Here is a 25543-nt window from a genome sequence, read left to right as displayed (position 1 = left end):
TTGTCATCTGCACGCCAGAACGTCGTTAGCGTTGAGCGCACCAAAATCGTTCATGGACACGCTGGGGCAGTTCTATCAGGTATGCTTTTCAAGCCGAAACAAAAAGAAACATATTAGCCAACCTGCTCGATAAGGAGTTCCGTTTTGGAGTTATCGACTGCCGCGTGGATGGTTCACGACACCCGTCTTATGCTCTGCGTCCTGCTGGCCATCGCGAGCATCATCGTGCTGATCAGCGCGACCAAATTGCCGCCGTTCCTGTCGATTCTGATCGGCACCTTTATCGCCGGTGTGGGTGCCGGTCTACCACCAGAGGAAGTGGCCAAAGCGTTCAGCAAGGGCGCCGGGGCGATTCTGGGTGAGGCCGGTATTATCATTGCCCTGGGCGCAATGCTCGGCGCGCTGATGGCCGAATCCGGTGCAGCCGACCGTATCGCCACTACCTTGCTTGGGCTGGGCAAAGGCAAGTCATTGCCGTGGGTGATGGCGCTGGTCGCCATGGTGATCGGCCTGCCGCTGTTCTTTGAAGTGGGCCTGGTGATGATGGTGCCGATCATCTTTGTGATGGCTAAGCGTTCGAACCAGCCGCTGCTGAAAATCGCCATCCCGGCATTGGCGGGCATGACCACCCTGCACGCCCTGATGCCGCCGCATCCGGGGCCGCTGATTGCCGTGGGTGCGTTGCACGCCGACCTGGGCCTGACCATGTTGCTGGGTTTGTGCCTGGCGGTACCGGCGGTGATCCTGGCCGGGCCGCTCTACGGCAATTGGTTGTCCAAGCGCCTGCATGTGGACGAACCGGCCGAGATTGGCGCGCTGTTCAGCGCACCGCCCAAGGCTCCGCGCCAGCCGAGCTTTGGGGTGTCGTTGCTGATCATTCTGTTGCCGGTGATCCTGATGCTCGGCAGCACGCTGGCCAAAGTCGCGCTGGCGCCAGAAAGCCCCCTCGGCCTGACCTTGAAGTTCCTCGGTGAACCGCTGATCGCTCTCGGCCTGGCCGTCATCGCCGCAGTGATTTGCCTCGGCTGGGCCGCAGGCATGCCACGCGCCGACGTCGGCAACACCCTGCGCAAAGCCCTGGCGCCCATCGCCGTGTTGCTGCTGACCATCGGCGCTGGTGGCGGCCTCAAGCAAACCCTGCTGGACGCAGGCGTCAGCCAGACCATCAGCAAGGTCGCCGAAGGCGCGCACATGCCCTACCTGTTGCTGGCCTGGCTGATCGCCGTGGCCCTGCGCCAAGCCACCGGCTCGGCCACCGTCGCTACCACTACGACGGCGGGCATCCTCGCGCCGATGATGGCCGGGCTGGCGGCAACGCAAAGCTCATTGGTCGCCCTCGCGATTGGCGCCGGTTCGGTGTTTTTTTGCCACGTCAACGACGCCGGGTTCTGGATGGTGCGCGAGTACTTTGGCTTGCAGTTGAAACAGACGATCTGGGTGTGGTCGGTGTTGCAGACGATTGTTTCGGTGGTTGGGCTGGTGGGTACCTTGTTGCTCTGGCACTTCTTGACCTGAACTTCAGGCGGCCAAGGTGTGGCGTTTGCCAAACAACGCCACACTTCCCACCCCCACCGCCCCCATCACCACGCAATACCCCACGCAGACCCACGGGCTGGTCGGCATCAGCGCGATCAATAGCAGCGGCGTAGTACTCGCCCACAGCGCATAGGCAATGTTGTAGGTGAAGGAAATCCCCGACACCCGCACCTGCGCCGGGAACAGGCCGACCATCACTGACGGCACCGCGCCCACCACCCCGCAGCTCAAGCCTGCCACGGCGTACGCCGCGCCCAGCCACACACCGCCGCTGATCAGGCTGGCATACAGGATAAAAATCCCTACCGGCAGCAACAGGCTGTAGACCAGCACCGCGCGCCAGGCGCCGATGCGGTCCACGAGCAAGCCGGCGAGCACGCAACCGATATTCAGGAAGACGATACCCAACGCGCTCAGGGCGAAGGTGTGGCTGGGGCTCATGCCGAAGGTTTTCTGCATCATGGTCGGGGTGATGACCACCAGCACCACCACGGCTGAGGTGAGTACGCAGGTGAGGATCATGGCAGGCAACAGCACGGCGCGATGCTCGCGCAGCACGGTGCGCAATGGCATTTCGGCGGCGGCCTGGCGACGCGCCTGCATTTGGAGGAACACCGGGGTTTCGCTGAGCCAGCGACGCAGCCATACGCCGATCACGCCGAATACGCCGCCGAGCAGGAAGGGCAAGCGCCAGGCATAGTCGAGGATTTCGGCCGGGGTGAAGACTTGCGCCAGCAAGGTGGCAGTCAATGCGCCCAGCAGGTAACCGAAGGTCAGGCCGGCTTGCAGGAAGCCCAAGGCGTAGCCACGGTGCTGGCGCGGCGCGTGCTCGGCGACGAAGGTCCAGGCGCTGGGCACTTCGCCGCCCACTGCGGCACCTTGCAGCACGCGCAGCGCCAGCAGGATCAAGGGTGCGAAATAGCCGATCTGCGCGTAGGTCGGCATGATGCCGATCAGCAGGCAGGGCAAGGCCATCATCAGGATGCTCAAGCTGAATACGCGCTTGCGCCCCAGGTGGTCGGCAAAGTGCGCCATCAGGATGCCGCCCAGCGGACGGGCGAGGTAGCCAGTAACGAAGATGCCGAAGCTTTGCAACAGGCGCAGCCACTCAGGCATTTCCGGGGGGAAAAATAATTGGCTGAGGGTCAGCGCGAAAAACACAAAAATAATGAAGTCGTAGATTTCCAGGGCTCCACCGAGGGCGGCCAGGCCCAGGGTTTTGTAGTCGGAGCGGGAAAAACGCTGCGCCCGTGGGGAAAAGGTGGCAGTCATGTGCAGGCTCGGCAGACAAACAAAATGGCGTGCAGGTTATGAGCTGAACCCATTGAAGGCAATCACGACGGATATATTTGTTTTACTCATTGATCGTTGAAGATAACTACATTCCCAAATCAATGGGGGTAGAGGAACATGCCGTAAAACTGCCAAACCCCATAATAAATACAAGAGGAAAGCTTCATGGCCGATGCTATCGAAGAAAGCCGTTACGCTCGATTTGCTCTGCGTTGTTCCAATTTTGCCGAGCGCTGGTTTCCCGACTCCTGGGTGTTTGCCGCCCTCGCGGTGATTATCGTCGCCGTGGCGACCCTGGGCATGGGCGCAGCGCCCGCCGAAGCGGCCAAGGCATTTGGCGACGGGTTCTGGAGCCTGATTCCGTTCACCATGCAGATGGCGTTTGTGGTGATCGGCGGTTATGTAGTCGCCAGCTCGCCGCCCGCGGTGAAGTTGATCGACCGCTTGGCGCGCATCCCCAAGAACGGTCGTTCGGCGGTAGCCTGGGTGGCGTTGATTTCCATGGTGGCATCGTTGCTCAACTGGGGCTTGTCCCTGGTGTTCGGCGGTTTGCTGGTGCGGGCGTTGGCCCGTCGTACCGATTTGCGCATGGACTACCGCGCCGCCGGCGCTGCAGCATACCTGGGCCTCGGTGCCGTGTGGGCGTTGGGGCTATCGTCGTCAGCCGCGCAGTTGCAGGCCAACCCGGCCAGCTTGCCGCCGTCGATCCTGTCGATCACCGGGATGATCCCGTTCACCGAAACGATCTTCCTGTGGCAATCCGGTGTGCTGCTTCTGGCGCTGATCGTGGTGTCGCTGATCATCGCCTACGCCACCGCGCCAGGCCCCAACAGTGCCCGGGATGCCAAGGCCTGCGGCGTCGACCCGGCCTTTAACCTGCCCAAGCCACAACCGCCGACGCGTCCTGGCGAATGGCTGGAACACAGCCCGTTGCTGACGATATTGCTGGCATTGCTGGCAGCCGGCTGGCTGTTCCATGAGTTCTCAACCAAGCCGGCGATCAGCGCCATCTCGGGGCTCAACACCTATAACTTCCTGTTCATCATGGTCGGCGCCCTGCTGCACTGGCGCCCGCGCAGCTTCCTCGATGCCGTGGCCCGTGCGGTGCCGACCACCACCGGCGTGCTGATCCAGTTCCCGCTGTACGGCTCGATTGCCGCACTGATGACGGTGGTCAAGGGCGGTGACGGCCAGACCCTGGCGCACCATATCTCGACGTTCTTCACCTCCATCGCCTCCCACGACACCTACGCGCTGCTGATGGGCGTGTATTCGGCGGTGCTGGGCTTCTTCATCCCATCGGGTGGCGGCAAGTGGATTATCGAGGCGCCCTATGTGATGCAAGTGGCCAATGACCTGCAATACCACCTGGGCTGGGCGGTGCAGATCTACAACGCCGCCGAGGCACTGCCGAACTTGATCAACCCGTTCTATATGCTGCCGCTGCTGGGGGTGTTGGGGCTGAAGGCGCGGGACTTGATCGGGTTTTCGTTTGTGCAGTTGTTGGTGCACACGCCGCTGGTGTTGTTCTTGTTGTGGGCGCTGGGGACGACGTTGAAGTATTTGCCGCCTGTGATGCCCTGAATAACGGGTGACCGCAACTGTTGGTAGAACAGCTGCGGTCAAGGATTTACAGGAAGGCGTGCCAATAGATCAGGTAATGCACTCTGTATCGTGTCCCAAACAACATCCAAGTTGATATCGAAGTAACCATGAGCGATTCGGTTGCGCATCGCTCGCATATTGCGCCAAGGAATATGTGAATGGCGTGCCGCGAAGTCCGGATGCTGATCCATGATTTTCGTCGACGCTTCACCAACGATGATCAGGCTCATGACCACAGCTTGTTGTGTTCGCCGGTCCTCCAAAAACTCTTCTTTGCTCAAGCCCTCTACAAAAGTGATAGCGTCAGTGGCAGCTTGCCTTATGTGCTCCAGATAATCCCCTAAGCGATTTTCTGTCATACAGGACGGGCCTCAGCCAACACCTTGGCGCGAAATTTCAAAGGCAAGTCGCCAGGCGTCAACAGGTCGACATTGACGCCTAACAAGTCCTCAAGCTCGACCTGCAACCCGCCAAGATCAAAAAGAGTTGTCCCCGGTGGCACATCAACCAACAAATCAAGATCACTGCCTTCTTGGTCGGTACCCGTTAATACAGACCCAAATACTCTCGGGTTTGATATTTGGAAACGTCCTATCACTTCTCTGACAGCTGCTCGTTGTAGATCAAGTGCAGTTGAAGGTTTCACGACTCACCTCGATGGTGTGCATTAGAAGCCCAGTCTAGCAGCGCTTACTCTGTGTAGACACGCCCCGCACATCACATGTGTGTCTTCGTTCCGTCACATTCCATTGCTACCGTCCTGCGAAATATCTTGCAACATCTCGCCAAGGACTCCCCCCGCAATGAGTGACGAGCACAACGACCGCCCTACCCCCGACTCCGCCCCCAAAACGCCGGTCGACACCAGCCGTCGGCGCTTCCTCGGCGGTGCGGCGGTGTTGGGGGTAGGCGCGACTTTGAGTGCCTGCGGCCATACCAGCGAAGCGCCGAGCACACCGGTAGCCAGGCCGCTCACGCCCCAGGAACTGGACAAGGCCTTGAGCGACCAGGTTAAAACCGTGGTGGTGATCTACGCCGAGAACCGCAGCTTCAACAACCTGTTTGCCGATTTCCCCGGGCTTGAAAAACCACTGTCGGCGTTATCCGCCACTGACACCCGGCAGCGCGACCGCGACGGTAGTGTGCTGGCCAGCCTGCCGCCCACATGGGGCGGTGTGTTGCAAGTAGGCCCGCAAACGGTCGACGGGGTGACCTACCCCAGCGGTGTGCAATTCCAGGAAAACCTTTCCAACGCACCGTTTGCCCTCAAGGGCCCGAACGCCGAAGACCTGCCATTGAGCTTGGTAACCCGCGACCTGTGGCATGTGTTCTATCAAAACCAGATGCAGATCAACGGCGGCAAGAACGACGGTTTTGTCGCCTGGGGCGATGCCGGGGGCCTGGTGATGGGCCATTACGCCCAAAGTCGTTATTCTCTGCGCCTGTGGGACGTTGCCAGGGAGTTTGTGCTCTGCGATAACTTTTTCCAGGGCGCATTTGGCGGCTCGTTTCTTAACCACCACTACCTGATCAGCGCCACGGCGCCGGTTTATCCCAATGCCGCGCAATCGGTGGCCAAGGCGCAGATCGCCACGCTGCAAAGTGATGACCCCACCGACACGCGCCTCAAGCCGCTGGACGCGTCCCCGGCCAGCGCCATGACCGGCCCGCCGCAGTTCGGCCCCAGCGCGCTGACCCCGGACGGTTACGCCGTAAACACCCTGGCCCCGCCGTATTGGCCCACCTGGATTCGCGACCCGCAAAACCCGGATTACTCAAAGCCTGACCTGCCCAATGTGCTGGTGCCGCAAACCCACGAGCACATTGGCGACAAGCTGTCGAAAAAGAACGTTGACTGGGCCTGGTATGCCGGCGCGTGGCAGGCCACTCTGGAGCAGTTCAAGGATTCGGGCGGGATCCCCAAGATCCCGAACTTCCAGTACCACCACCAGCCGTTCAACTACTTCAAGCAGCAAGGTCCGCAAAACCGTGCGGAACGTGATAAACGCCTGCGCGACGGCGGCTTGGGGGATGAATCAAGCACGAACAAGTTCTTCGCAGATGTCCAGGCCGGCAAGCTGCCGGCCGTGAGTTTCTACAAACCCCAGGGCAACCTGAACATGCACGCCGGTTATGCCGATGTGGCCTCGGGCGACCGCCATATCGCCCGCGCCCTGAAAGTGCTGCAAGAGAGCCCGCAGTGGAAAAACATGGTGGTGGTGGTCACCGTCGATGAAAACGGCGGTTGGTGGGACCATGTCGCGCCGCCCAAGGGTGACCGCTGGGGCCCGGGCACGCGGGTGCCGGCCCTGGTGGTGTCGCCGTTTGCGCGCAAAGGCACGGTTGACCACACGGTGTACGACACTGCATCGATCCTGCGTTTGATCACCCGAGTGTTCCAATTGGAGACTCTGGACGGCCTCAAGCAGCGTGACGACGCGATGATCGCCCGCGGCCAGAAGCCCATGGGCGACCTGACCAACGCTTTGCAATTTCACCCGTAGAGGCTTATCCAATAACGACATGCCAGGCGATTTAACACGCGATTTTCCCGGTCAGCCGCTACTGTGTGCAGGTGGGCTTTTATCCCGCGCAGACGGGCGTCGCTGACAAGGAACCAACTATGTTTAAAACGACCAGGCTGTCCTTCACCCTCGCCGCACTGCTGGTGAGTGCGGTCGTACAGGCCGACATCGAGGTGCCTCTGGGCAGTACGCAGCGCGTCACCCAGTTATTCGCATTTCCCAATAACTGCAACGTGATCTGCTTTCGGCCATGGACGCTGGAGCAGACCGCTGAGCACTACTTGAACCAGAGCCTGCAGCGTGACGGCTACAGCCGCGCCAGGGTCAGTGTGAAAACCCACGATGGCCAGGTCTGGGCGAATTTCAGCGGCGTACCGGACACCTACGGCCAGTCCCTGACCACCTTGCTCAGTACCGCCGACCTCGCTTATCAGGGTGCCAGCCGGCTCAACAGCGATGGCAAGTGGGCTTATAACTGGTACCTGTTCCTGCCGCTGGGCATGGCCCTGGAGAACCGCAAGAGCATCGAACTGCTGCACTTTCCTCCGGACTACTCGCTCACCCAGGCCCAGGACTACCTGGAGTCGGCCACCACTGACCGCTGGGCGGCCTTGCTTACCGACAACGGCATCCCGGCCAGCGAGACACCGGCTTACCAGACCATCATCGATATCGCGCCCATCGCCGCACCGTCCAACGCAGGCAAGGATCTCGAGAGCGTCTACAGCTACTTCACCGACTACCAGACCCGCATGGTCAAGGAACTGAGCCTGCACGCCAACGGCTCGCTGCCGATGGTGGCGTTCGGCGCGCCGGTGCGCAGTTGGCTCAAGCAACAATACGGTCAGAACGTCGGCGTGCTGGAGCTGACCCAGATCAGCCCGACACCAGGCACGAGCGTGTCAGTGCTGGGCGCCAACCACCCCAGCTACATCTGGTACGCGGCGGACCCGGCAAGCTATGACGGCGATGAACAAAAGGCCGACGAGGCCGGATTGAAAGTAATGGGGCAGGATTTAAGCGCGGCCTGCTGGCAAGCGGGCATGGGCCAGAAACCCGCCAGCGATGCGAATGTGTTGCTCAAAGCCTGCTTGAATACCTGGCAGGTCACACGCAAGGAGCAGACCTGTGAGCTGTTCTTCACCTCGGTGCGCAACCTGACCCCGGAGCAGGCCAATACCAAGTGCGCCACACCGCCTATCAAGGCGCAATTGAAGCAGCTGAAAAACGCCGCGCCGCCCCCCACTGTTACCTCTCCCGCGCTTTAACGCGAACCCGCGGTTTCTACTGTCAGATCTGACAGTAGAAACCGGCTTCAACTTCGGCGAGTCTTGGCTTGCGCCCACTTGCTGCAAGACTGGCAGTCAGAACACCCCAGATCCATGCAGCCCAATTCAGGAGAGTGATGAAGACTCAAGCCATGGATAAGGCTAAAACGGCAGTGAATGACTGCCTCTACCCCTTTGAGACGCTGCAGGTGGAACAGGGTTACCCCTCGACCGCACAATTCAAGGTCGTGCGATACCCTAATGGCAAGCGGGGTGGCATCAAGGCTCGCATCGACTTTGACAGTCGAGTACGCATCGCTCTGGTTTCAGGCTACGCAGTCAGCGAGCGCCGGGCGCATACGCTGCAACTGTCGCCGCGTATTCACTTGTACGATAGATGGTTCTGCGGCCTGATACGGCACTCCTGCAAGCCGAACGTGCTCCTGGACACCACGTACATGGAACTATGGACCCTGAACACCATTACCGCAGGCAGCCTGCTGACCCTGGATTACGCCATTACTGAAGACGCGCTTTACCGGCAGTTCGCTTGCCATTGCGGCGAGCTGAACTGCCGGGGCTGGATCACCGGCAGCAAAGAGCCGTTGAACGCCCAAGGCCTGGCCTGGTGGCGCGAAAACAAAAGGTCCTAGGCTTCGCCCAACGGACGCAGGCGATACTGCGGCGGCAGTTGCTCGAAGCCACTGATGGTGGTGTTCAAGCTCTTCCAGCGACCGTCCTTGATGCCGTAGATGCAGCCATGGATCGACAGGCTCTGCCCACGGTGCCAGGCATTTTGCACAATGCTGGTGTGACCGACATTGGCCACCTGCTGGATCACATTGAGTTCACACATGCGGTCGACGCGTTCTTCTTCAGTTGGCAGTTGAGCCAGCAGTTCGCGGTTCTCGTAGTAGAGATCACGAATAGTGCGCAGCCAGCCGTCGATCAGGCCGAACTGGCGGTCCTGCATCGACGCACGCACGCCGCCGCAGCCATAGTGGCCGGTGACGAGGATGTGTTTGACCTTGAGCACGTCCACCGCGTACTGAATCACCGACAGGCAATTGAGGTCGGTGTGCAGCACCACGTTAGCCACGTTGCGGTGCACGAACAGATCACCGGGCAACATGCCGACGATCTCATTGGCCGGCACCCGCGCGTCGGAGCAACCGATCCACAGGTATTCCGGGGTTTGCTGGCGGGCGAGCTTGGCGAAGAATTCGGGATCTTCCTGTTTGATCGCATCCGCCCAGCGTTCGTTGTTATCAAGCAGGTCTTGTAGTTCGTTCATCAGGGAAAGCCTCAGGAATGATGCGCAGTTTTGTGACTGACAACCCCTCGTCCGGGTCACGCCTGGCGCAAATTAGCTTGAATCTTTGGGGCTCAGCGCCTGTCCACACACTATAAGCCCCACAGTATGAGGATTGGCCATGACTGAATCACGACGTCCCTACGGCGCAACCCAGCCGGAACCGATCGACGACAACGAAGACCGCATGGGTTCGATGCGCGAGCTGGATTTTGACGAAGAGGACCAGACAGCGGAAATCGGCGATGAAATCCCGCGTGGCGAGCGCGAGCAGCTGATGCCCGACGAACGGGTACGAGAGGCCGGGATGACCGGGGCCTCGACCGCTGATCATGAATCAACCGATGATGATATGAGCCCGGAAACGCTGATTCACGAGGACGGTGCCAGAGATGCTCGGGAGGAAGGAGAAGACAGCCCGGCGGACTACGATCTGAGTGTTGTTGGTGAAGAGGATATTGGTGGCGGAAATGGCCTGGATGAGGCCGAACTGGCCGATCTGGACCCGCTCAACGGCAAACGCTGACACAACGCAGCTCAAAATGTGGGAGGGGGCTTGCTCCCTCCCACATTGGTTCCGGTATTTAGTCGACGAGGGTGCAAGCCATGACGACCGCGTCTTCGCGACCACCCACAGCAGGGTAATAATCCCGGCGACGGCCAATCTCATTGAAGCCATAGCGCTCATATAACCGAAAAGCCCCGGTATTGCTGTCCCGCACTTCCAGGAAGCATTCCCGCGCGTTGGCCGCGTAGGCACGGGACATCAGGTGTTCCAGCAGCGCCAGACCCAATCCGCGCCCCTGGTTTTCCGGCTTGACGGTAATGTTCAGCAAATGCGCCTCATCGAGAATGATCTGCACCACCCCATGGCCCACTTGCTGCTCGCCTTCGAACATCAGCCATATCTGGTACTTGCCCAGCCCGTCGAGAAAGATCCCTCGCGTCCAGGGATGGCTGAACGCTGCGTATTCGATTTTCAGCACCGCGTCGAGGTCGGCCTCGGTCATCGGGCGGAAGGATAAAGCCTCACTCATCAGTTGTTTTCCAGCGCGCCATCAGCCGGCGCATGGCTTGCCAGACATCAGCCTTACGCTGTGGCTCTTCCATTAATAATTCCAGACCCGGCAGGGCCCATACCGAACCCAGGCTGTCGACCTGCAGTTCGCGGTACCAGGCCTCGGCATTGGCTTCACCGGCAAACCGCACGGCAGGCAAGCCGATCAGCCACAGGCACACGCAGGGTTCGTCTTCCAGACGCGCCGAGACAAAGCCCTGGACAAAATCCCGCGCAGCTTCCGGGCCCTGGTCCATGGTGCCGCGTACCAGCAGCGGCCAGCGCACAGGCTCACCGATGATTTGCGGGCTGTCGGGCAGGCCGGCGGCGCGCAGCATGTCCTTGAGCAGCAGGTAGGCCGGGTCGCGCGACTGGAAGCGCTCGCCGGTTGGCAGTTCCACCAGCAACAGGCAACGCCCGGCCCGCAGCAATTGCAGGGCAAAGCGGGGCGGCGGCACTACCGGTGCCTTGACCACCGGCGCGGCCTCCTCCACCACCTTGGCAGCCTTGGTCACCGGCGCAGGGCGTGGCACTTCGATCTTTGCCCGTTCGACCACCGGGCGTGTTTCGACTGGGGGCTTGACCACCGCCACGGGCGCGGCAGCCTCTTCCCCCGACGACTCGAACGCCTCATAGGGCTCAAGCGCCTGCAACAACTCGGGCCGCGACGGCGCGGCAAACGGCAGTTCGGTGCGGGGCAGCCAGTTGACCACCTGCATGGCGGTCAAGTAAGCGCGACGTCGGGACTCGATAAGCACAGCTCGGCCACTTGTGGATAAGTAAAGAGCGGGGATTCTACCGCTGTTCGGCAACAATCGCCCACTGCGCACTGACCGGCTGTGGATAAATCCCGCGCCTGATGCAGTACAATCGCGACTTTTAATCGCCAACCAGCCGGCCATTCCCATGATCGAACCCAAGCGCGTCCTGCGCGCCCTCGCCGAACACTGGGCCTTACTTGAGCCTCTGTGCGAACACTTCGACCAAGGCACCCTGAGCCTGAGCGAGCTGCGCGCACAATTGGCCGCCCAACAACTGGACAGCACGCCCCAGGACATTACCAGCCTGCTGGACGTGTGGATTCGCCTGGATATCCTGGTACCTGTCGCCAAGAGCCCGAACCGTTTCGAGCTCAACGCGCAGATCCACGACTTCCTCGCTTATCTTCGCAAGGAGCACCGGCTTGGCCTGTGCCTGGAAATCGAAGCCTACCTGCGCCACCTTGAGCGCCTGGCCGGTTATATCCAGGACGCCTTCGACATCCGCGACGGCCATGACCTGGCCCGGCAACTGCGCTTGCTGGATATGCGCGTGCGCGACGTGCTGAAAAAACTTGCCAACGACGAACAGGCCCTCGCCGCCGTGGCCGATCGCGCCAAGACCAGCGACCGCCAGATCCCGTTGCGCCAGCGCTACGCCGAGGTGTTGGCAACCTGGGACGAATACGTCGAGCCGATGATTCAGCTGGTGAACGCTGACGGCGCCTTCGAGCAAGGCGTGCGCAAGGTGGAAAACGTGCTGCTGCGCATGCTCACCGAGCAACAGCGTCTTGGCCACCTGGTGGACGACGACATGCTGCTGCGCACTCACGCGCGCATCCTCGAAATGCAGACCAGCGCCCAGTTGACCTTGCGCCATGCGCGCGAGCTGCTGTTGCCGCTGCGCGAAGAAGCACGCCGGCATAACGCAGTGACTCGCGGCGCTGCGCTAGCCTTGTCGGCGATTCGCCGTAAAGGCCTGGACGCGGTGCCGCAAGCGGCGATGCCGATGTTCACCCGACCGCAAAGCACCTTCCTGGGCAGCGCCAGCCAGGTCGAGGCTTATGTGTATGCCCTGGCCAATTTCGAGCCGAAACCGGCGCGATTCCCCAAGGCGCACAAATCCCACAAGGGCGAAGCCCCGCGCGCGCCGCGTACGGTCAAGGAAATGCTCGAGCGCTGCGAAGACGCCCTGCCGATGCCGGACCTGATGACCTGGCTGCTGGAACAGGAGCCCGACGGCGCCACCGACGAATTGCTGTACTGGTTTTCACGCCTGTCCCGGGAAAGACGCTTCAAGCGCGAGCGCCTGGAACGTCGCGATTACCACACCCACGAGCATCAGGTCAGCCTGCGCTCCTTCGCCCTGCTCCCGGCCGGCGTTGACGCCACCGAGAATTCTGCGAGCACCCCTTATGCATCTTGATCTATCCGAACTGTCCCAGCTGGCGCCGATTTTTCGCGAGCTGTTCAAGGGTTACCACGTCAGCCGCCGCGACCCGGAGCTGTACGCGCAGCTGTCGAACTTCCAGGACCAGTACCGCACGCTGTTCAAGGCCTTGGGCTTTGAGCTGGTATGCGATACCCGCGGTTTCTACTACTTTGTCCCGGACACCGCCGTGGCTGCCGCGCAGGTCAACAAGACCGCCCAGCGCCTGGCCTTGTTTACCTTCATTCTCGTCGAGCACCTAGCCGACCAGGGCCGCGACCCGGTTGCCGTGCTCGACGGCGGCAGCCTGGGGCGCGACGAATTGCCTTCGTTGCTGGAGAAGTACCGCGACCTGTTTATCCAGGCCGAAGTGCAGACCCAGGAAGAGCTCGAAGAAAAAATCATGCGTCGCATGACCCAACTCGGTTTTGCCAGCGAAGACAACGGTATCTACCGCTTCCTGCCACCAATGCACCGTTTCCTCGACGTGTGCCTGTCGGTGCAACAGGACCGCGACCTCGCCGCCAGCGTGCACAGCGTATTGCCGCTGCCGGTGCCAGTGATCATCGACGAAGACAGCGATGAAAAACTGCTGAAGACCGATGACCCGCTGGACCTTAGCGCCTTCGATGAGGAAAGCGAAGAAGACGCCCTGGCCCGAGCCATTGCCGAAGAACAGGAAACCGACGTATGAGTAAGGAACGTTACGGCATCCGCCGCTTCGCCCTATTGAACACCGCCGGTTACAGCCTGGGCTTGTTCCCGCTGGAAGAGCCGCTGTCGGTGTACGGCGCGAACAACCTGGGTAAATCCGCATCCATCAACGCCTTGCAGTTCCCGATCCTGGCGCGCATGTCGGACATGAGTTTCGGCAAGTACACGCTGGAACAATCGCGGCGCTTCTACTTTGCCACCGATACCAGCTACATCCTGGTAGAAGTCTCCCTGCCCCACGGCCCGCACGTCATCGGCGTGGTCGGACGCGGGCCGGGCGGCGGTTTCGGTCACCAGTTCTTTGCCTATGCGGGCAAGCTGGACCTGGCTCACTACCAGAAAAACGACACCTGTCTGCGTCAGAAAGAGCTGTTTACCAACCTTGAGCGCGAGGGCCTCAAAGCCTACGAACTCAAGCCTGATGAACTGCGGCGCTTGCTGGTGGGCGGCCATACGTCGATCCCGCTGGACCTGACCCTGATCCCGCTGCGCTCCACCAGCGAACAGAGCTTGAAGACGTTCCGTGCGTTGTTTATCAACCTGCTGCACATGCGCGAAATCACCGCCGCCAAGCTCAAGCAACTGTTCCTCGACGCGTTCGAACACAGCTTGCGTTCAGGCAGTGTCGACTACATCGCTGCGTGCGAAGAAGCCTTCCGTGATGTGCGACGCATGGAGCAGGACTACAACTCGCTGGTGGCTGCCGGGCCGTTGGTCGAGGCGTTGGCCAATGGCGTGAAACAACGCGACGCCTTGCGCGGCAAACTGCATCGCCTGTCACCGCTGCTGGATTCGTTGCTGGGCACCTGGTCGGACTACGCCAGTGCGCGCAAGGAAGAGCTGACCATCCAGGCCGAGCACTACCGCAACGAGCAGGACGCGCTGCAGAACGACCAGCGTGGCGGTACTCAGGAACTGATGCGTCTGGAGCGGGAGATCAGCGGTATCCAGCGTTGGCTGGGCGAGCTGTCGGTACTCAAGCATCGCTTTGCCCTGGTGGATGACGTCAAGGTGCTGGAGCAACAGTTGCTCGCCGCCAAGGACGCCCACGATGAACTGGCGGGCGCATTGGCGCAGTCGCGACAGTTCAGCGCCGAGGACCTGGACGAGCGTCTGCGCGACCTGGAAAAGCGCTTGAAGTCGGTCAGGCAGCAACTCGATCACGCCGACAACAACAGCTATGCCAAGCTGCGCGAGGAGTTCTCGCAACAGGATGTCGAACGTCTGATGCGCCTGTTCAACAGCTCGTTGTTCAGCCTGCCTCTGGGTGAGCACGGCATCACGCTGGATGAGGACGGCCAGTGGGTCAAATCCCTGGAGCAGATTCTCGATGGCTTCAAAGGCGAGCGCTTTGAAGTGCCGGGGCTGTCCATCGACATCTCGCACATCGAGCCGCCTGCGTTGCAGGCCCTGGCCGACCGCGCCGCATTGCGCGACCAGAAGGAGCGCCTGGAAAAAGAACTCAAGCAACTCAAAACCCAGCAGGCCGTAGCTTCCGACCGCGCGGCGAGCAAGACCCAGACCGAAGCGCTGTATCAGCAGGTGCTGGATGCTCAGAAGGCATTGGAAGATTTCCGCCGCACCCAGACCCTAAGTGCAGAAGAAGGCGAGAAGCTGGAAAACCTGGCGCAGATGGAAGCCGCCCAGGATGAGCTGAAGCGCTCCAGCGATGCCTTTACCGAGCGCGTCCAGCAATTATCGGCCAAGCTGCAACTGGTCGGCCGCCAGATCGGCGATATGGAAGCCAAGCAACGCACGCTGGATGATGCGTTGCGTCGTCGTCAGCTGTTGCCGGCGGACCTGCCGTTCGGCACGCCGTTCATGGACCCGGTCGACGACTCCATGGACAACTTGCTGCCACTGCTCAATGACTACCAGGATAGCTGGCAGGGCTTGCTGCGCGCCGACGGCCAGATCGAAGCCCTGTACGCTCAGGTGCGCCTCAAGGGTGTGGCCAAGTTCGACAGCGAAGATGACATGGAGCGTCGCCTGCAGCTGCTGATCAACGCTTACGCGCACCGCACCGATGAGGCGTTGACGCTGGGGAAGGCACGCCGAGCAGCGGTGACCGATATTGCCCGTACCCTGCGCAATATCCGTAGCGACTACGACAGCCTTGAACACCAGTTGGCGTTATTCAACCGCGAGATCAACAAACGCCAGGTCTCCAACCTGCAGAGTTTTCGCATCGTGCTGGCGCCGAACAAGGAAGCCCTCAAGCATATCGACCAGATCATCCACAGTGCTGGCCAGTATGAAGAAGGCGAAACGCTGTCGGTGTTCGACCTCAGCCAGAGCGCCGAGCAGGACAACAAGAACGAAGAGGCCAAGGAATACCTGGCGCGCCTCGTTGCGGCCAACCATAACCAGCTGGGCCTCAAGGACTTGTTCGAACTGGCGTTCGAGATCACCAAGGTGCACGGTCAGCCGGTGATTCATACCGACATCGATGGCGCCGCGTCCAACGGCACCACCATGACCATCAAGGCGCTGACCAACATGTACTTGTTGTTGCACTTGATGGACCGTGACCAGGCCGGCCGTGTGCGTTTGCCGTATTACCTCGATGAGGCTGCAGACATTGATGAGAAGAACCAGGCTGCCTTGCTGGAAACCAGCTTGCAACTGGGCTTCGTGCCGATCCTGGCCAGTGTGAAGCCGCAGGTCTCCGCCCAGGTGGCGATCGACCTGGAAGGCGGCAGCGGGCCGAACGGAATCTACATTGATGAGGCGGACTGGAAATACATCCGTCGCCATGATGTGGTGAAGGCGACGATGAATGTGCAAGCCGATGAGCCGGAGCTGGATGAGGTCTGACGCGTTGCGCTGACATGCAAAAAGGCCGCGATCTTTTGGATCGCGGCCTTTTTTTCGGCTTGGGATTTGCGGTGTGTTTGTGGGCCTCATCGCGGGCAAGCCCGGCTCCCACAGTTGGAATGCATACTTGCTGAAAATGCATATCCCTGTGGGAGCCGGGCTTGCTCGCGAAGGCCGCGCATCGGTTTATTTACCGAGGGGAATCTTGGGCGCCCAGGTCAGCCACTCATCTTCAAACTTATCGAACAACGGGAAGGTCTGCTGTGGCCGTGCCGGGTTGCCCATGCGTTCGCCATCCGGCGTGGCAAAGGCGATACCGCCGGCCACCAAGGTCTCCAGGGACTCGGTGCGCACCGTCGCGCCCTTGAACAGGCCGAAGTCGAGACCGAAGCCGCTGGTGTTCCAGAAGCGACTGCCACTGCGTACCAGGGGTGCGTACTTGGGCTCGATCAGGATATGCACCAACACACGGTCGGCGGTCTGGCCCAGTTCATAGCCGGTGACCTTGCCCACGGTGACTTCACGGTAAGTGACCGGCACGCCTTCTTTGAGCGAACCACGGCGAGCGGCGCTGAGTGTCAGGCTCAGGCCTTGCTCCTGATGGACAGCCTCCGGCGGCTGATCCAGTGCAACAAAGTTTTTTTGCGGCCCGGCATTTTTCACCGCAGGCTGCACCTCGATGTATTGCCCGGTGACCAGGGTTTCAAGATTGGAGGTCTTCATCAGGCCCAGCTCCGGCTTGACCACCCAGAACTGGCTGCCTGCGCGGGCGATACGATCAGCCACCTGAGTAATACGGGCGCGCAGCAATACGGACTGCATGTCGGCGCTGAGGTCGACGCTCTCGACCTTGCCAACATCGAGGCCTTTGAAGCGTACGGCTGTACCGGGGCGCAGGCCGTCGGCACGATCGACCTTGATCGTCACCAGGGTGCCATGCTGATTCGCGGCGTCACGGTCGGTGAACAAACGGAAGCGCGGGATACGGTGCTTCAGGGGAACGTTGGGCTCCGGTGTTTCGAAGGCGATACCACCGGCCATCAGGCTGGCCAGGGATTCGCTTTTGACCTGGATGCCACCGGTGAGCCCACCAGTGAGAGTGACACCGCTGGCGTTCCAGAAACGTGTCGAGCCGTTGACCAGGCCTTCATACTCTTTCTCGATATGAACGCCGATCACGAGTTGCTTCTTCTTGCGTGAAAACTGGTAGCTCTGCACCGAACCCACCTTGACCTGTTTGTACAGAATCGGGCTGCCGACATCCAGCGAGCCCAGATTGTCGGTGAGCAGCACCATGTGCAGGCCGGGGGAGCGCAGGTCTAACGGCGGCGCCTTGGCGCGGGCCACATACTCACGTTGTGGCGGGGTGCCTTTGTCACCCGGGCGGATCGCGATGTAGTTACCTTTGACCAGTGCTTCCAGGCCGGTGATGCCTGCCAGGGAGATGGACGGCTTGACCACCCAGAATTGCGTGTCCTGGACCAGGTAGTCTTCGGCCAAAGGATCAAGGGTCAACTCGGCGCTGGCGCTGGACAGGTCCGGGTCGATCTTCAAGGTTTTCAGGCTACCAACCTGGATGCCTTTGTACATGACCGGGGTACGCCCGGCCTGGAGGCCTTCGAAATCGGTGAGTTTGACCTTGACCTTGATGCCGGCTGCGGCGGCATCGAAGTCCTCGTACAGGCGAAAAGGCAGGCTCGGGTCGGTGGGTGGGCTGTCTTGGCGATTCTCAGGCGTGGCGAAGGCGATACCACCGGCCACAATGCTGGAAAGCGATTCGCTGCGCACCTTCACCCCGGAGAGGTTGGCGTCGATACTGATGCCGCTGGCGTTCCAGAAACGCGTGTGCTTGCGCACCAGGCTGGCGTAGGTCGGCTCGATATAAACCTTGATCTCAACGATGCTCTGGTCTTCGGACAACAGATAGCTTTTGACCTGGCCGACCTGAATCTGCTTGTAGAACACCGGACTGCCACGGTTCAGCGAGCCCAGGCGGTCGGCCTTGAGCGTCAGGTGCAGGCCCGGCTTGGCGTCGGATAACGGTGGTTCTTCAGAGAGCGCCTTGAACTTGCGCGTGGGCTCACCATCGCCCGGGCTGGCGGCGATGTAGTTACCCGAAACCAGGGTCTCCAGGCCAGTGATGCCGGCGAGGCTGACGCTGGGCTTGACCAACCAGAAGCGGGTGTTGGTCTTGAGATATTGTTCGACGTCCTTGTTCATCTCGATGGTGGCGATCACCCCGCGATTGCTGCCTTCGTCATCCAGGGCCAGGGTCTTGACCTTGCCGACGGTCATGCCTTTGTAGACCACTTCAGTCTTGTTGACTTGAATACCCTCGCCGCTCTCAAAGCGAACCTGAATCTCAAGACCTTGCTGGGAGTAGGCGCGCCACCCCAGCCAGCCACCGATGATCAGGGCAATCAGGGGCAACACCCAAATAGCCGACCAATTGGAGGCCGGGCGGGTTTTAGCTTTAGGCAAATCACTCATGGTCGTCGTCCGACTCCGTGTTATCCCAAATCAGTCGGGGATCGAAAGTTACTGCGGCAAGCATCGTCAAGATCACCACACTGGCGAACGCTGCAGCGCCGAGATTGGCCTCGACACTGGCAAGTCGCCCAAAGTTAACGACCGCCACCAGGATAGCGATCACGAAGATATCCAGCATGGACCAACGGCCAATGAATTCGATAAAGCGGTACATCACAATGCGTTGTTGCGCGGACAGCGGTTGGTGACGCTGCACCGAGAACAGCAACAGGCCGATGCCTACCAACTTGAATGTCGGCACCAGAATACTGGCGATGAACACCACGGCGGCGATAGGAAACATGCCGTGCTGCACCAGCTGGATCACACCCGCCATGATGGTACTCGGGTCGCCTTGGCCGAGGGAGTTGACGGTCATGATGGGCAACAGGTTGGCGGGGATATACAAGATTGCTGCGGTGATCAGCAATGCCCAGGTACGGGTGAGGCTATTGGGGCGACGCGCATGGATCAACGCGCCGCAACGGGTACAGAGTTGCTCGTCGGTATCCGCTTCTTGCTTGTTCAATTCATGGCATTCGGTACAAATCAGAATGCCTGCATCAATCGCCCGCATGGTCATCCTCTCCTGACAGTGCTTGCCAGATCTGATGGGGTGACATCACCACCTCAAGCAGAACTTGAACCATTAATAAACTGACGAAGCAGACCAGACCCAGGCCGATCGTGATGGAGGCCATGTCGGCGAGCTTTACGATTGCCACCAGTACGCCCATCAAGTAGACCTCCAGCATCCCCCAATCCTTCATATGGTGGTAGATGCGGTACAACAACAGCCCGTAACTGCGACCGATGTTCCAGCGGATGCTGAGCAACACTGCCAATTGGCAGAGCAGCTTTAGCAAGGGGATCCCCATGCTGCACAAGAACACAACGGCAGCAACGCCTTGCATACCGGTATCGAATAAGCCAACAACGCCGCTCCATACGGTGTCCTCCGAGGACTGCCCGAGTAGATTGAGCTGCATGATGGGCAAAAAGTTCGCCGGGATGTAAAGCAGCAGGGCCGCAAGTACTAAAGCAAGGCTCCGCTCGACCACATTGTGGCGGTGAGCATACAACTCGTAGCCACAGCGTGGGCACTGGGCTTTTTCGCCAGGGGCGAGCGCTGGCTTGCGCATCAGCAAATCGCACTCATGGCATGCCACCAGGTCGTCCAGTGGTAAATCCGACACCTCAACGGCATCAACCGGATCGGGCATAGATAGGGCTCTGACTCTAAAATAGTTAGGTGGCTATTCTAGTGCTCTGGCTCGGAAATAACTGTGCAATTTTGTCGGGCGATTGAGGGATGCCAGCCGTGCGCGGATAGAGTGGACACTTTTCGACCGCCCAAAACAAAACCCCTGTTTGCGTTAGCAAACAGGGGTTCTGGAATTTAATCTTGACGATGACCTACTCTCACATGGGGAAACCCCACACTACCATCGGCGATGCATCGTTTCACTGCTGAGTTCGGGATGGGATCAGGTGGTTCCAATGCTCTATGGTCGTCAAGAAATTCGGGTACTGAGTCGTGACCAGTTGGTCTCGCTTCAGCAAATTGGGTATGTGACAGTTTTCGGTGTTTTGTGAGCGTCGAACTTTCGGTTCATTTTCGTCTTCACACACCGCAATCTGGTCTCTTTCGCTTTTCAGCTCAGAGCATGCAAATTGCTTGGGTGTTATATGGTCAAGCCTCACGGGCAATTAGTATTGGTTAGCTCAACGCCTCACAGCGCTTACACACCCAACCTATCAACGTCGTAGTCTTCGACGGCCCTTCAGGGAACTCAAGGTTCCAGTGAGATCTCATCTTGAGGCTAGTTTCCCGCTTAGATGCTTTCAGCGGTTATCTATTCCGAACATAGCTACCCGGCAATGCCACTGGCGTGACAACCGGAACACCAGAGGTTCGTCCACTCCGGTCCTCTCGTACTAGGAGCAGCCCCTCTCAAATCTCAAACGTCCACGGCAGATAGGGACCGAACTGTCTCACGACGTTCTAAACCCAGCTCGCGTACCACTTTAAATGGCGAACAGCCATACCCTTGGGACCGGCTTCAGCCCCAGGATGTGATGAGCCGACATCGAGGTGCCAAACACCGCCGTCGATATGAACTCTTGGGCGGTATCAGCCTGTTATCCCCGGAGTACCTTTTATCCGTTGAGCGATGGCCCTTCCATACAGAACCACCGGATCACTAAGACCTACTTTCGTACCTGCTCGACGTGTCTGTCTCGCAGTCAAGCGCGCTTTTGCCTTTATACTCTACGACCGATTTCCGACCGGTCTGAGCGCACCTTCGTACTCCTCCGTTACTCTTTAGGAGGAGACCGCCCCAGTCAAACTACCCACCATACACTGTCCTCGATCCGGATAACGGACCTGAGTTAGAACCTCAAAGTTGCCAGGGTGGTATTTCAAGGTTGGCTCCACGCAGACTGGCGTCCACGCTTCAAAGCCTCCCACCTATCCTACACAAGCAAATTCAAAGTCCAGTGCAAAGCTATAGTAAAGGTTCACGGGGTCTTTCCGTCTAGCCGCGGATACACTGCATCTTCACAGCGATTTCAATTTCACTGAGTCTCGGGTGGAGACAGCGCCGCCATCGTTACGCCATTCGTGCAGGTCGGAACTTACCCGACAAGGAATTTCGCTACCTTAGGACCGTTATAGTTACGGCCGCCGTTTACCGGGGCTTCGATCAAGAGCTTCGCGTTAGCTAACCCCATCAATTAACCTTCCGGCACCGGGCAGGCGTCACACCCTATACGTCCACTTTCGTGTTTGCAGAGTGCTGTGTTTTTAATAAACAGTCGCAGCGGCCTGGTATCTTCGACCGGCATGAGCTTACGGAGCAAGTCCTTCACCCTCACCGGCGCACCTTCTCCCGAAGTTACGGTGCCATTTTGCCTAGTTCCTTCACCCGAGTTCTCTCAAGCGCCTTGGTATTCTCTACCCAACCACCTGTGTCGGTTTGGGGTACGGTTCCTGGTTACCTGAAGCTTAGAAGCTTTTCTTGGAAGCATGGCATCAACCACTTCGTTAACTAAAAGTTAACTCGTCATCAGCTCTCGGCCTTAGAATCCCGGATTTACCTAAGATTCCAGCCTACCACCTTAAACTTGGACAACCAACGCCAAGCTGGCCTAGCCTTCTCCGTCCCTCCATCGCAATAACCAGAAGTACAGGAATATTAACCTGTTTTCCATCGACTACGCTTTTCAGCCTCGCCTTAGGGACCGACTAACCCTGCGTCGATTAACGTTGCGCAGGAAACCTTGGTCTTTCGGCGTGGGTGTTTTTCACACCCATTGTCGTTACTCATGTCAGCATTCGCACTTCTGATACCTCCAGCAAGCTTCTCAACTCACCTTCACAGGCTTACAGAACGCTCCTCTACCGCATCACTTACGTGATACCCGTAGCTTCGGTGTATGGTTTGAGCCCCGTTACATCTTCCGCGCAGGCCGACTCGACTAGTGAGCTATTACGCTTTCTTTAAAGGGTGGCTGCTTCTAAGCCAACCTCCTAGCTGTCTAAGCCTTCCCACATCGTTTCCCACTTAACCATAACTTTGGGACCTTAGCTGACGGTCTGGGTTGTTTCCCTTTTCACGACGGACGTTAGCACCCGCCGTGTGTCTCCCATGCTCGGCACTTGTAGGTATTCGGAGTTTGCATCGGTTTGGTAAGTCGGGATGACCCCCTAGCCGAAACAGTGCTCTACCCCCTACAGTGATACATGAGGCGCTACCTAAATAGCTTTCGAGGAGAACCAGCTATCTCCGAGCTTGATTAGCCTTTCACTCCGATCCACAGGTCATCCGCTAACTTTTCAACGGTAGTCGGTTCGGTCCTCCAGTTAGTGTTACCCAACCTTCAACCTGCCCATGGATAGATCGCCCGGTTTCGGGTCTATTCCCAGCGACTAGACGCCCTATTAAGACTCGCTTTCGCTACGCCTCCCCTATTCGGTTAAGCTCGCCACTGAAAATAAGTCGCTGACCCATTATACAAAAGGTACGCAGTCACCCAACAAAGTGGGCTCCCACTGCTTGTACGCATACGGTTTCAGGATCTATTTCACTCCCCTCTCCGGGGTTCTTTTCGCCTTTCCCTCACGGTACTAGTTCACTATCGGTCAGTCAGTAGTATTTAGCCTTGGAGGATGGTCCCCCCATATTCAGACAAAGTTTCTCGTGCTCCGTCCTACTCGATTTCATGACTAAGAGATTTTCGCGTACAGGGCTATCACCCACTATGGCCGCACTTTCCAGAGCGTTCCGCTAATCTCAAAGCCACTTAAGGGCTAGTCCCCGTTCGCTCGCCACTACTAAGGGAATCTCGGTTGATTTCTTTTCCTCAGGGTACTTAGATGTTTCAGTTCCCCTGGTTCGCCTCTTGCACCTATGTATTCAGTACAAGATAACCATCTTATGATGGCTGGGTTCCCCCATTCAGACATCTCCGGATCAAAGTCTGTTTGCCGACTCCCCGAAGCTTTTCGCAGGCTACCACGTCTTTCATCGCCTCTGACTGCCAAGGCATCCACCGTATGCGCTTCTTCACTTGACCATATAACCCCAAGCAATCTGGTTATACTATGAAGACAACATTCGCCGAAAATTCGAATTTCTCGATTAAGAGAACTCACAAATTTTACCTTAGCCTGATCCGTTACCAGTGAAAGTAACGTTCAGTCTATCTTTCTATCACATACCCAAATTTTTAAAGAACGAACTAGTCAAAGACTAGAAATCAACATTCACCATCACAACGATGGAATGCTCATTTCTAAGCTTTATACAAACAGAAGCAGTAGTGGTGGAGCCAAACGGGATCGAACCGTTGACCTCCTGCGTGCAAGGCAGGCGCTCTCCCAGCTGAGCTATGGCCCCGTATTTCTACAGGCGTTTCCCACACAAAATTGGTGGGTCTGGGCAGATTCGAACTGCCGACCTCACCCTTATCAGGGGTGCGCTCTAACCAACTGAGCTACAGACCCAATTTCGGGCTGCTTCTTTTCGTCTTCTTCAATGAATCAAGCAATTCGTGTGGGAACTTATGGAGCAGCTGATGTCGTCGATTAAGGAGGTGATCCAGCCGCAGGTTCCCCTACGGCTACCTTGTTACGACTTCACCCCAGTCATGAATCACACCGTGGTAACCGTCCTCCCGAAGGTTAGACTAGCTACTTCTGGTGCAACCCACTCCCATGGTGTGACGGGCGGTGTGTACAAGGCCCGGGAACGTATTCACCGCGACATTCTGATTCGCGATTACTAGCGATTCCGACTTCACGCAGTCGAGTTGCAGACTGCGATCCGGACTACGATCGGTTTTATGGGATTAGCTCCACCTCGCGGCTTGGCAACCCTCTGTACCGACCATTGTAGCACGTGTGTAGCCCAGGCCGTAAGGGCCATGATGACTTGACGTCATCCCCACCTTCCTCCGGTTTGTCACCGGCAGTCTCCTTAGAGTGCCCACCATTACGTGCTGGTAACTAAGGACAAGGGTTGCGCTCGTTACGGGACTTAACCCAACATCTCACGACACGAGCTGACGACAGCCATGCAGCACCTGTCTCAATGCTCCCGAAGGCACCAATCCATCTCTGGAAAGTTCATTGGATGTCAAGGCCTGGTAAGGTTCTTCGCGTTGCTTCGAATTAAACCACATGCTCCACCGCTTGTGCGGGCCCCCGTCAATTCATTTGAGTTTTAACCTTGCGGCCGTACTCCCCAGGCGGTCAACTTAATGCGTTAGCTGCGCCACTAAAAGCTCAAGGCTTCCAACGGCTAGTTGACATCGTTTACGGCGTGGACTACCAGGGTATCTAATCCTGTTTGCTCCCCACGCTTTCGCACCTCAGTGTCAGTATTAGTCCAGGTGGTCGCCTTCGCCACTGGTGTTCCTTCCTATATCTACGCATTTCACCGCTACACAGGAAATTCCACCACCCTCTACCATACTCTAGTCAGTCAGTTTTGAATGCAGTTCCCAGGTTGAGCCCGGGGATTTCACATCCAACTTAACAAACCACCTACGCGCGCTTTACGCCCAGTAATTCCGATTAACGCTTGCACCCTCTGTATTACCGCGGCTGCTGGCACAGAGTTAGCCGGTGCTTATTCTGTCGGTAACGTCAAAATTGCAGAGTATTAATCTACAACCCTTCCTCCCAACTTAAAGTGCTTTACAATCCGAAGACCTTCTTCACACACGCGGCATGGCTGGATCAGGCTTTCGCCCATTGTCCAATATTCCCCACTGCTGCCTCCCGTAGGAGTCTGGACCGTGTCTCAGTTCCAGTGTGACTGATCATCCTCTCAGACCAGTTACGGATCGTCGCCTTGGTGAGCCATTACCCCACCAACTAGCTAATCCGACCTAGGCTCATCTGATAGCGCAAGGCCCGAAGGTCCCCTGCTTTCTCCCGTAGGACGTATGCGGTATTAGCGTCCGTTTCCGAACGTTATCCCCCACTACCAGGCAGATTCCTAGGCATTACTCACCCGTCCGCCGCTCTCAAGAGAAGCAAGCTTCTCTCTACCGCTCGACTTGCATGTGTTAGGCCTGCCGCCAGCGTTCAATCTGAGCCATGATCAAACTCTTCAGTTCAAACATCTTTGGGTTTTTAAGAAACCCTAAACTTGGCTCAGCAATCGTTGGTTACATCTTTGATTTCTCG

At 58.4% G+C, this 25543-nt stretch carries 18 protein-coding genes, 2 tRNA genes and 3 rRNA genes; 9 read left to right on the top strand and 14 right to left on the bottom strand.

The genetic code is table 11. From position 1 onward, the window contains the following. Positions 1 to 144 precede the first annotated feature (144 nt). Positions 145 to 1515, top strand: a complete 1371-nt coding sequence (locus LJX92_RS03400) for a gluconate:H+ symporter (protein ID WP_228309310.1) — start codon at positions 145 to 147, stop codon at positions 1513 to 1515. A 3-nt stretch (positions 1516 to 1518) separates the two neighbouring features. Here the strand turns inward: LJX92_RS03400 and LJX92_RS03395 are convergent, their stop codons facing one another. Next, the gene (locus LJX92_RS03395) at positions 1519 to 2808 is read right to left on the bottom strand and encodes an MFS transporter (protein WP_078820216.1); all 1290 of its coding nucleotides are present in this window, start codon (positions 2806 to 2808) and stop codon (positions 1519 to 1521) included. Positions 2809 to 2994: 186 nt separating this feature from the next. On the opposite strand from LJX92_RS03395, the gene LJX92_RS03390 reads away from it, so the two are divergent. Further along, entirely contained in the window at positions 2995 to 4413 is a 1419-nt protein-coding gene (locus LJX92_RS03390; RefSeq protein ID WP_032878044.1) for a short-chain fatty acid transporter, read from the top strand. A 38-nt stretch (positions 4414 to 4451) separates the two neighbouring features. On the opposite strand, the gene LJX92_RS03385 is transcribed toward LJX92_RS03390, so the two are convergent. Together LJX92_RS03385 and LJX92_RS03380 are read right to left on the bottom strand one after the other, a co-directional pair. Beyond that, complete coding sequence (locus LJX92_RS03385) at positions 4452 to 4793, bottom strand: DUF86 domain-containing protein (RefSeq protein WP_103734685.1); 342 nt, start codon at positions 4791 to 4793, stop codon at positions 4452 to 4454. Further along, on the bottom strand, positions 4790 to 5080 hold the full coding sequence (locus LJX92_RS03380) for a nucleotidyltransferase family protein (RefSeq protein WP_078820214.1): 291 nt from the start codon (positions 5078 to 5080) through the stop codon (positions 4790 to 4792). Before LJX92_RS03380 ends, LJX92_RS03385 begins: the two co-directional genes overlap by 4 nt. A gap of 157 nt (positions 5081 to 5237) precedes the next feature. On the opposite strand from LJX92_RS03380, the gene acpA reads away from it, so the two are divergent. The 3 genes from acpA (at position 5238) to LJX92_RS03365 (ending at position 8880) form a co-directional block, all read left to right on the top strand. Next, the gene (gene acpA, locus LJX92_RS03375; protein ID WP_228309309.1) at positions 5238 to 6938 is read left to right on the top strand and encodes an acid phosphatase; all 1701 of its coding nucleotides are present in this window, start codon (positions 5238 to 5240) and stop codon (positions 6936 to 6938) included. A gap of 119 nt (positions 6939 to 7057) precedes the next feature. Beyond that, positions 7058 to 8227: a hypothetical protein gene (locus LJX92_RS03370; protein WP_103734686.1), complete on the top strand. Its 1170-nt coding sequence runs from the start codon at positions 7058 to 7060 to the stop codon at positions 8225 to 8227. A 137-nt stretch (positions 8228 to 8364) separates the two neighbouring features. Continuing rightward, the gene (locus LJX92_RS03365) at positions 8365 to 8880 is read left to right on the top strand and encodes a hypothetical protein (protein WP_032878050.1); all 516 of its coding nucleotides are present in this window, start codon (positions 8365 to 8367) and stop codon (positions 8878 to 8880) included. Here the strand turns inward: LJX92_RS03365 and can are convergent. Further along, entirely contained in the window at positions 8877 to 9521 is a 645-nt protein-coding gene (can, locus tag LJX92_RS03360; protein WP_005784518.1) for a carbonate dehydratase, read from the bottom strand. The genes LJX92_RS03365 and can overlap by 4 nt on opposite strands. A 139-nt stretch (positions 9522 to 9660) precedes the next feature. On the opposite strand from can, the gene LJX92_RS03355 reads away from it, so the two are divergent. Continuing rightward, complete coding sequence (locus tag LJX92_RS03355) at positions 9661 to 10065, top strand: hypothetical protein (protein ID WP_032878051.1); 405 nt, start codon at positions 9661 to 9663, stop codon at positions 10063 to 10065. A 58-nt stretch (positions 10066 to 10123) separates the two neighbouring features. Here LJX92_RS03355 and rimI read toward each other — a convergent pair whose 3' ends face one another. Further along, positions 10124 to 10576, bottom strand: a complete 453-nt coding sequence (gene rimI, locus LJX92_RS03350; RefSeq protein ID WP_003188286.1) for a ribosomal protein S18-alanine N-acetyltransferase — start codon at positions 10574 to 10576, stop codon at positions 10124 to 10126. Continuing rightward, complete coding sequence (locus tag LJX92_RS03345; RefSeq protein ID WP_050549356.1) at positions 10569 to 11315, bottom strand: hypothetical protein; 747 nt, start codon at positions 11313 to 11315, stop codon at positions 10569 to 10571. Before LJX92_RS03345 ends, rimI begins: the two co-directional genes overlap by 8 nt. 187 nt (positions 11316 to 11502) lie before the next feature. Here LJX92_RS03345 and mksB point away from each other — a divergent pair, with 187 nt between their 5' ends. The 3 genes from mksB to mksF are packed head-to-tail and all read left to right on the top strand — an operon-like array spanning position 11503 to position 16314. Further along, complete coding sequence (mksB, locus tag LJX92_RS03340; RefSeq protein ID WP_228309308.1) at positions 11503 to 12780, top strand: Mks condensin complex protein MksB; 1278 nt, start codon at positions 11503 to 11505, stop codon at positions 12778 to 12780. Next, positions 12770 to 13477 (top strand): Mks condensin complex protein MksE, encoded by a 708-nt coding sequence (gene mksE / locus LJX92_RS03335; RefSeq protein WP_032878054.1) that lies wholly within the window; start codon positions 12770 to 12772, stop codon positions 13475 to 13477. The genes mksB and mksE overlap by 11 nt, the downstream gene beginning before the upstream one ends. Then, positions 13474 to 16314: an Mks condensin complex protein MksF gene (gene mksF, locus LJX92_RS03330; protein ID WP_005784503.1), complete on the top strand. Its 2841-nt coding sequence runs from the start codon at positions 13474 to 13476 to the stop codon at positions 16312 to 16314. Before mksE ends, mksF begins: the two co-directional genes overlap by 4 nt. A gap of 186 nt (positions 16315 to 16500) precedes the next feature. Here mksF and LJX92_RS03325 read toward each other — a convergent pair whose 3' ends face one another. The 8 genes from LJX92_RS03325 to LJX92_RS03290 form a co-directional block, all read right to left on the bottom strand. Continuing rightward, positions 16501 to 18804 (bottom strand): PqiB family protein, encoded by a 2304-nt coding sequence (locus LJX92_RS03325; RefSeq protein WP_078820210.1) that lies wholly within the window; start codon positions 18802 to 18804, stop codon positions 16501 to 16503. Continuing rightward, entirely contained in the window at positions 18797 to 19420 is a 624-nt protein-coding gene (locus LJX92_RS03320; protein WP_032878056.1) for a paraquat-inducible protein A, read from the bottom strand. The genes LJX92_RS03325 and LJX92_RS03320 overlap by 8 nt, the downstream gene beginning before the upstream one ends. Next, positions 19407 to 20066, bottom strand: coding sequence for a paraquat-inducible protein A (locus LJX92_RS03315; protein ID WP_032878058.1), 660 nt, complete (start codon positions 20064 to 20066; stop codon positions 19407 to 19409). Before LJX92_RS03315 ends, LJX92_RS03320 begins: the two co-directional genes overlap by 14 nt. 180 nt (positions 20067 to 20246) lie before the next feature. Beyond that, positions 20247 to 20362: ribosomal RNA gene (gene rrf, locus LJX92_RS03310) — 5S ribosomal RNA — on the bottom strand. Positions 20363 to 20532: 170 nt separating this feature from the next. Further along, positions 20533 to 23424, bottom strand: a 23S ribosomal RNA gene (locus LJX92_RS03305). Between the two features lie 247 nt (positions 23425 to 23671). After that, positions 23672 to 23747: transfer RNA gene (locus LJX92_RS03300), tRNA-Ala, on the bottom strand. A 30-nt stretch (positions 23748 to 23777) separates the two neighbouring features. Then, positions 23778 to 23854, bottom strand: a tRNA-Ile gene (locus tag LJX92_RS03295). An 82-nt stretch (positions 23855 to 23936) separates the two neighbouring features. Beyond that, positions 23937 to 25473: ribosomal RNA gene (locus tag LJX92_RS03290) — 16S ribosomal RNA — on the bottom strand. The 16S, 23S and 5S rRNA genes sit together here with 2 tRNA genes alongside, the layout of an rRNA operon. Between the last annotated feature and the right edge of the window lie 70 nt (positions 25474 to 25543).

The organism is Pseudomonas sp. HN8-3, from assembly GCF_020790195.1.
Lineage (GTDB): Bacteria > Pseudomonadota > Gammaproteobacteria > Pseudomonadales > Pseudomonadaceae > Aquipseudomonas > Aquipseudomonas synxantha_A.
This window is presented reverse-complemented; position numbering and strand designations above follow the sequence as displayed.

Excerpts from the sequence above, each read along its gene's own strand:
- rimI (WP_003188286.1), bottom strand. The coding sequence starts at position 10,576 with ATGAGTGAGGCTTTATCCTTCCGCCCGATGACCGAGGCCGACCTCGAC.
- LJX92_RS03355 (WP_032878051.1), top strand. The coding sequence starts at position 9,661 with ATGACTGAATCACGACGTCCCTACGGCGCAACCCAGCCGGAACCGATC.
- LJX92_RS03390 (WP_032878044.1), top strand. The coding sequence starts at position 2,995 with ATGGCCGATGCTATCGAAGAAAGCCGTTACGCTCGATTTGCTCTGCGT.
- mksE (WP_032878054.1), top strand. The coding sequence starts at position 12,770 with ATGCATCTTGATCTATCCGAACTGTCCCAGCTGGCGCCGATTTTTCGC.
- LJX92_RS03365 (WP_032878050.1), top strand. The coding sequence starts at position 8,365 with ATGAAGACTCAAGCCATGGATAAGGCTAAAACGGCAGTGAATGACTGC.
- LJX92_RS03315 (WP_032878058.1), bottom strand. The coding sequence starts at position 20,066 with ATGCCCGATCCGGTTGATGCCGTTGAGGTGTCGGATTTACCACTGGAC.
- mksF (WP_005784503.1), top strand. The coding sequence starts at position 13,474 with ATGAGTAAGGAACGTTACGGCATCCGCCGCTTCGCCCTATTGAACACC.
- LJX92_RS03345 (WP_050549356.1), bottom strand. The coding sequence starts at position 11,315 with ATGCAGGTGGTCAACTGGCTGCCCCGCACCGAACTGCCGTTTGCCGCG.
- LJX92_RS03395 (WP_078820216.1), bottom strand. The coding sequence starts at position 2,808 with ATGACTGCCACCTTTTCCCCACGGGCGCAGCGTTTTTCCCGCTCCGAC.
- can (WP_005784518.1), bottom strand. The coding sequence starts at position 9,521 with ATGAACGAACTACAAGACCTGCTTGATAACAACGAACGCTGGGCGGAT.
- mksB (WP_228309308.1), top strand. The coding sequence starts at position 11,503 with ATGATCGAACCCAAGCGCGTCCTGCGCGCCCTCGCCGAACACTGGGCC.
- LJX92_RS03385 (WP_103734685.1), bottom strand. The coding sequence starts at position 4,793 with ATGACAGAAAATCGCTTAGGGGATTATCTGGAGCACATAAGGCAAGCT.
- LJX92_RS03320 (WP_032878056.1), bottom strand. The coding sequence starts at position 19,420 with ATGCGGGCGATTGATGCAGGCATTCTGATTTGTACCGAATGCCATGAA.
- acpA (WP_228309309.1), top strand. The coding sequence starts at position 5,238 with ATGAGTGACGAGCACAACGACCGCCCTACCCCCGACTCCGCCCCCAAA.
- LJX92_RS03370 (WP_103734686.1), top strand. The coding sequence starts at position 7,058 with ATGTTTAAAACGACCAGGCTGTCCTTCACCCTCGCCGCACTGCTGGTG.
- LJX92_RS03325 (WP_078820210.1), bottom strand. The coding sequence starts at position 18,804 with ATGAGTGATTTGCCTAAAGCTAAAACCCGCCCGGCCTCCAATTGGTCG.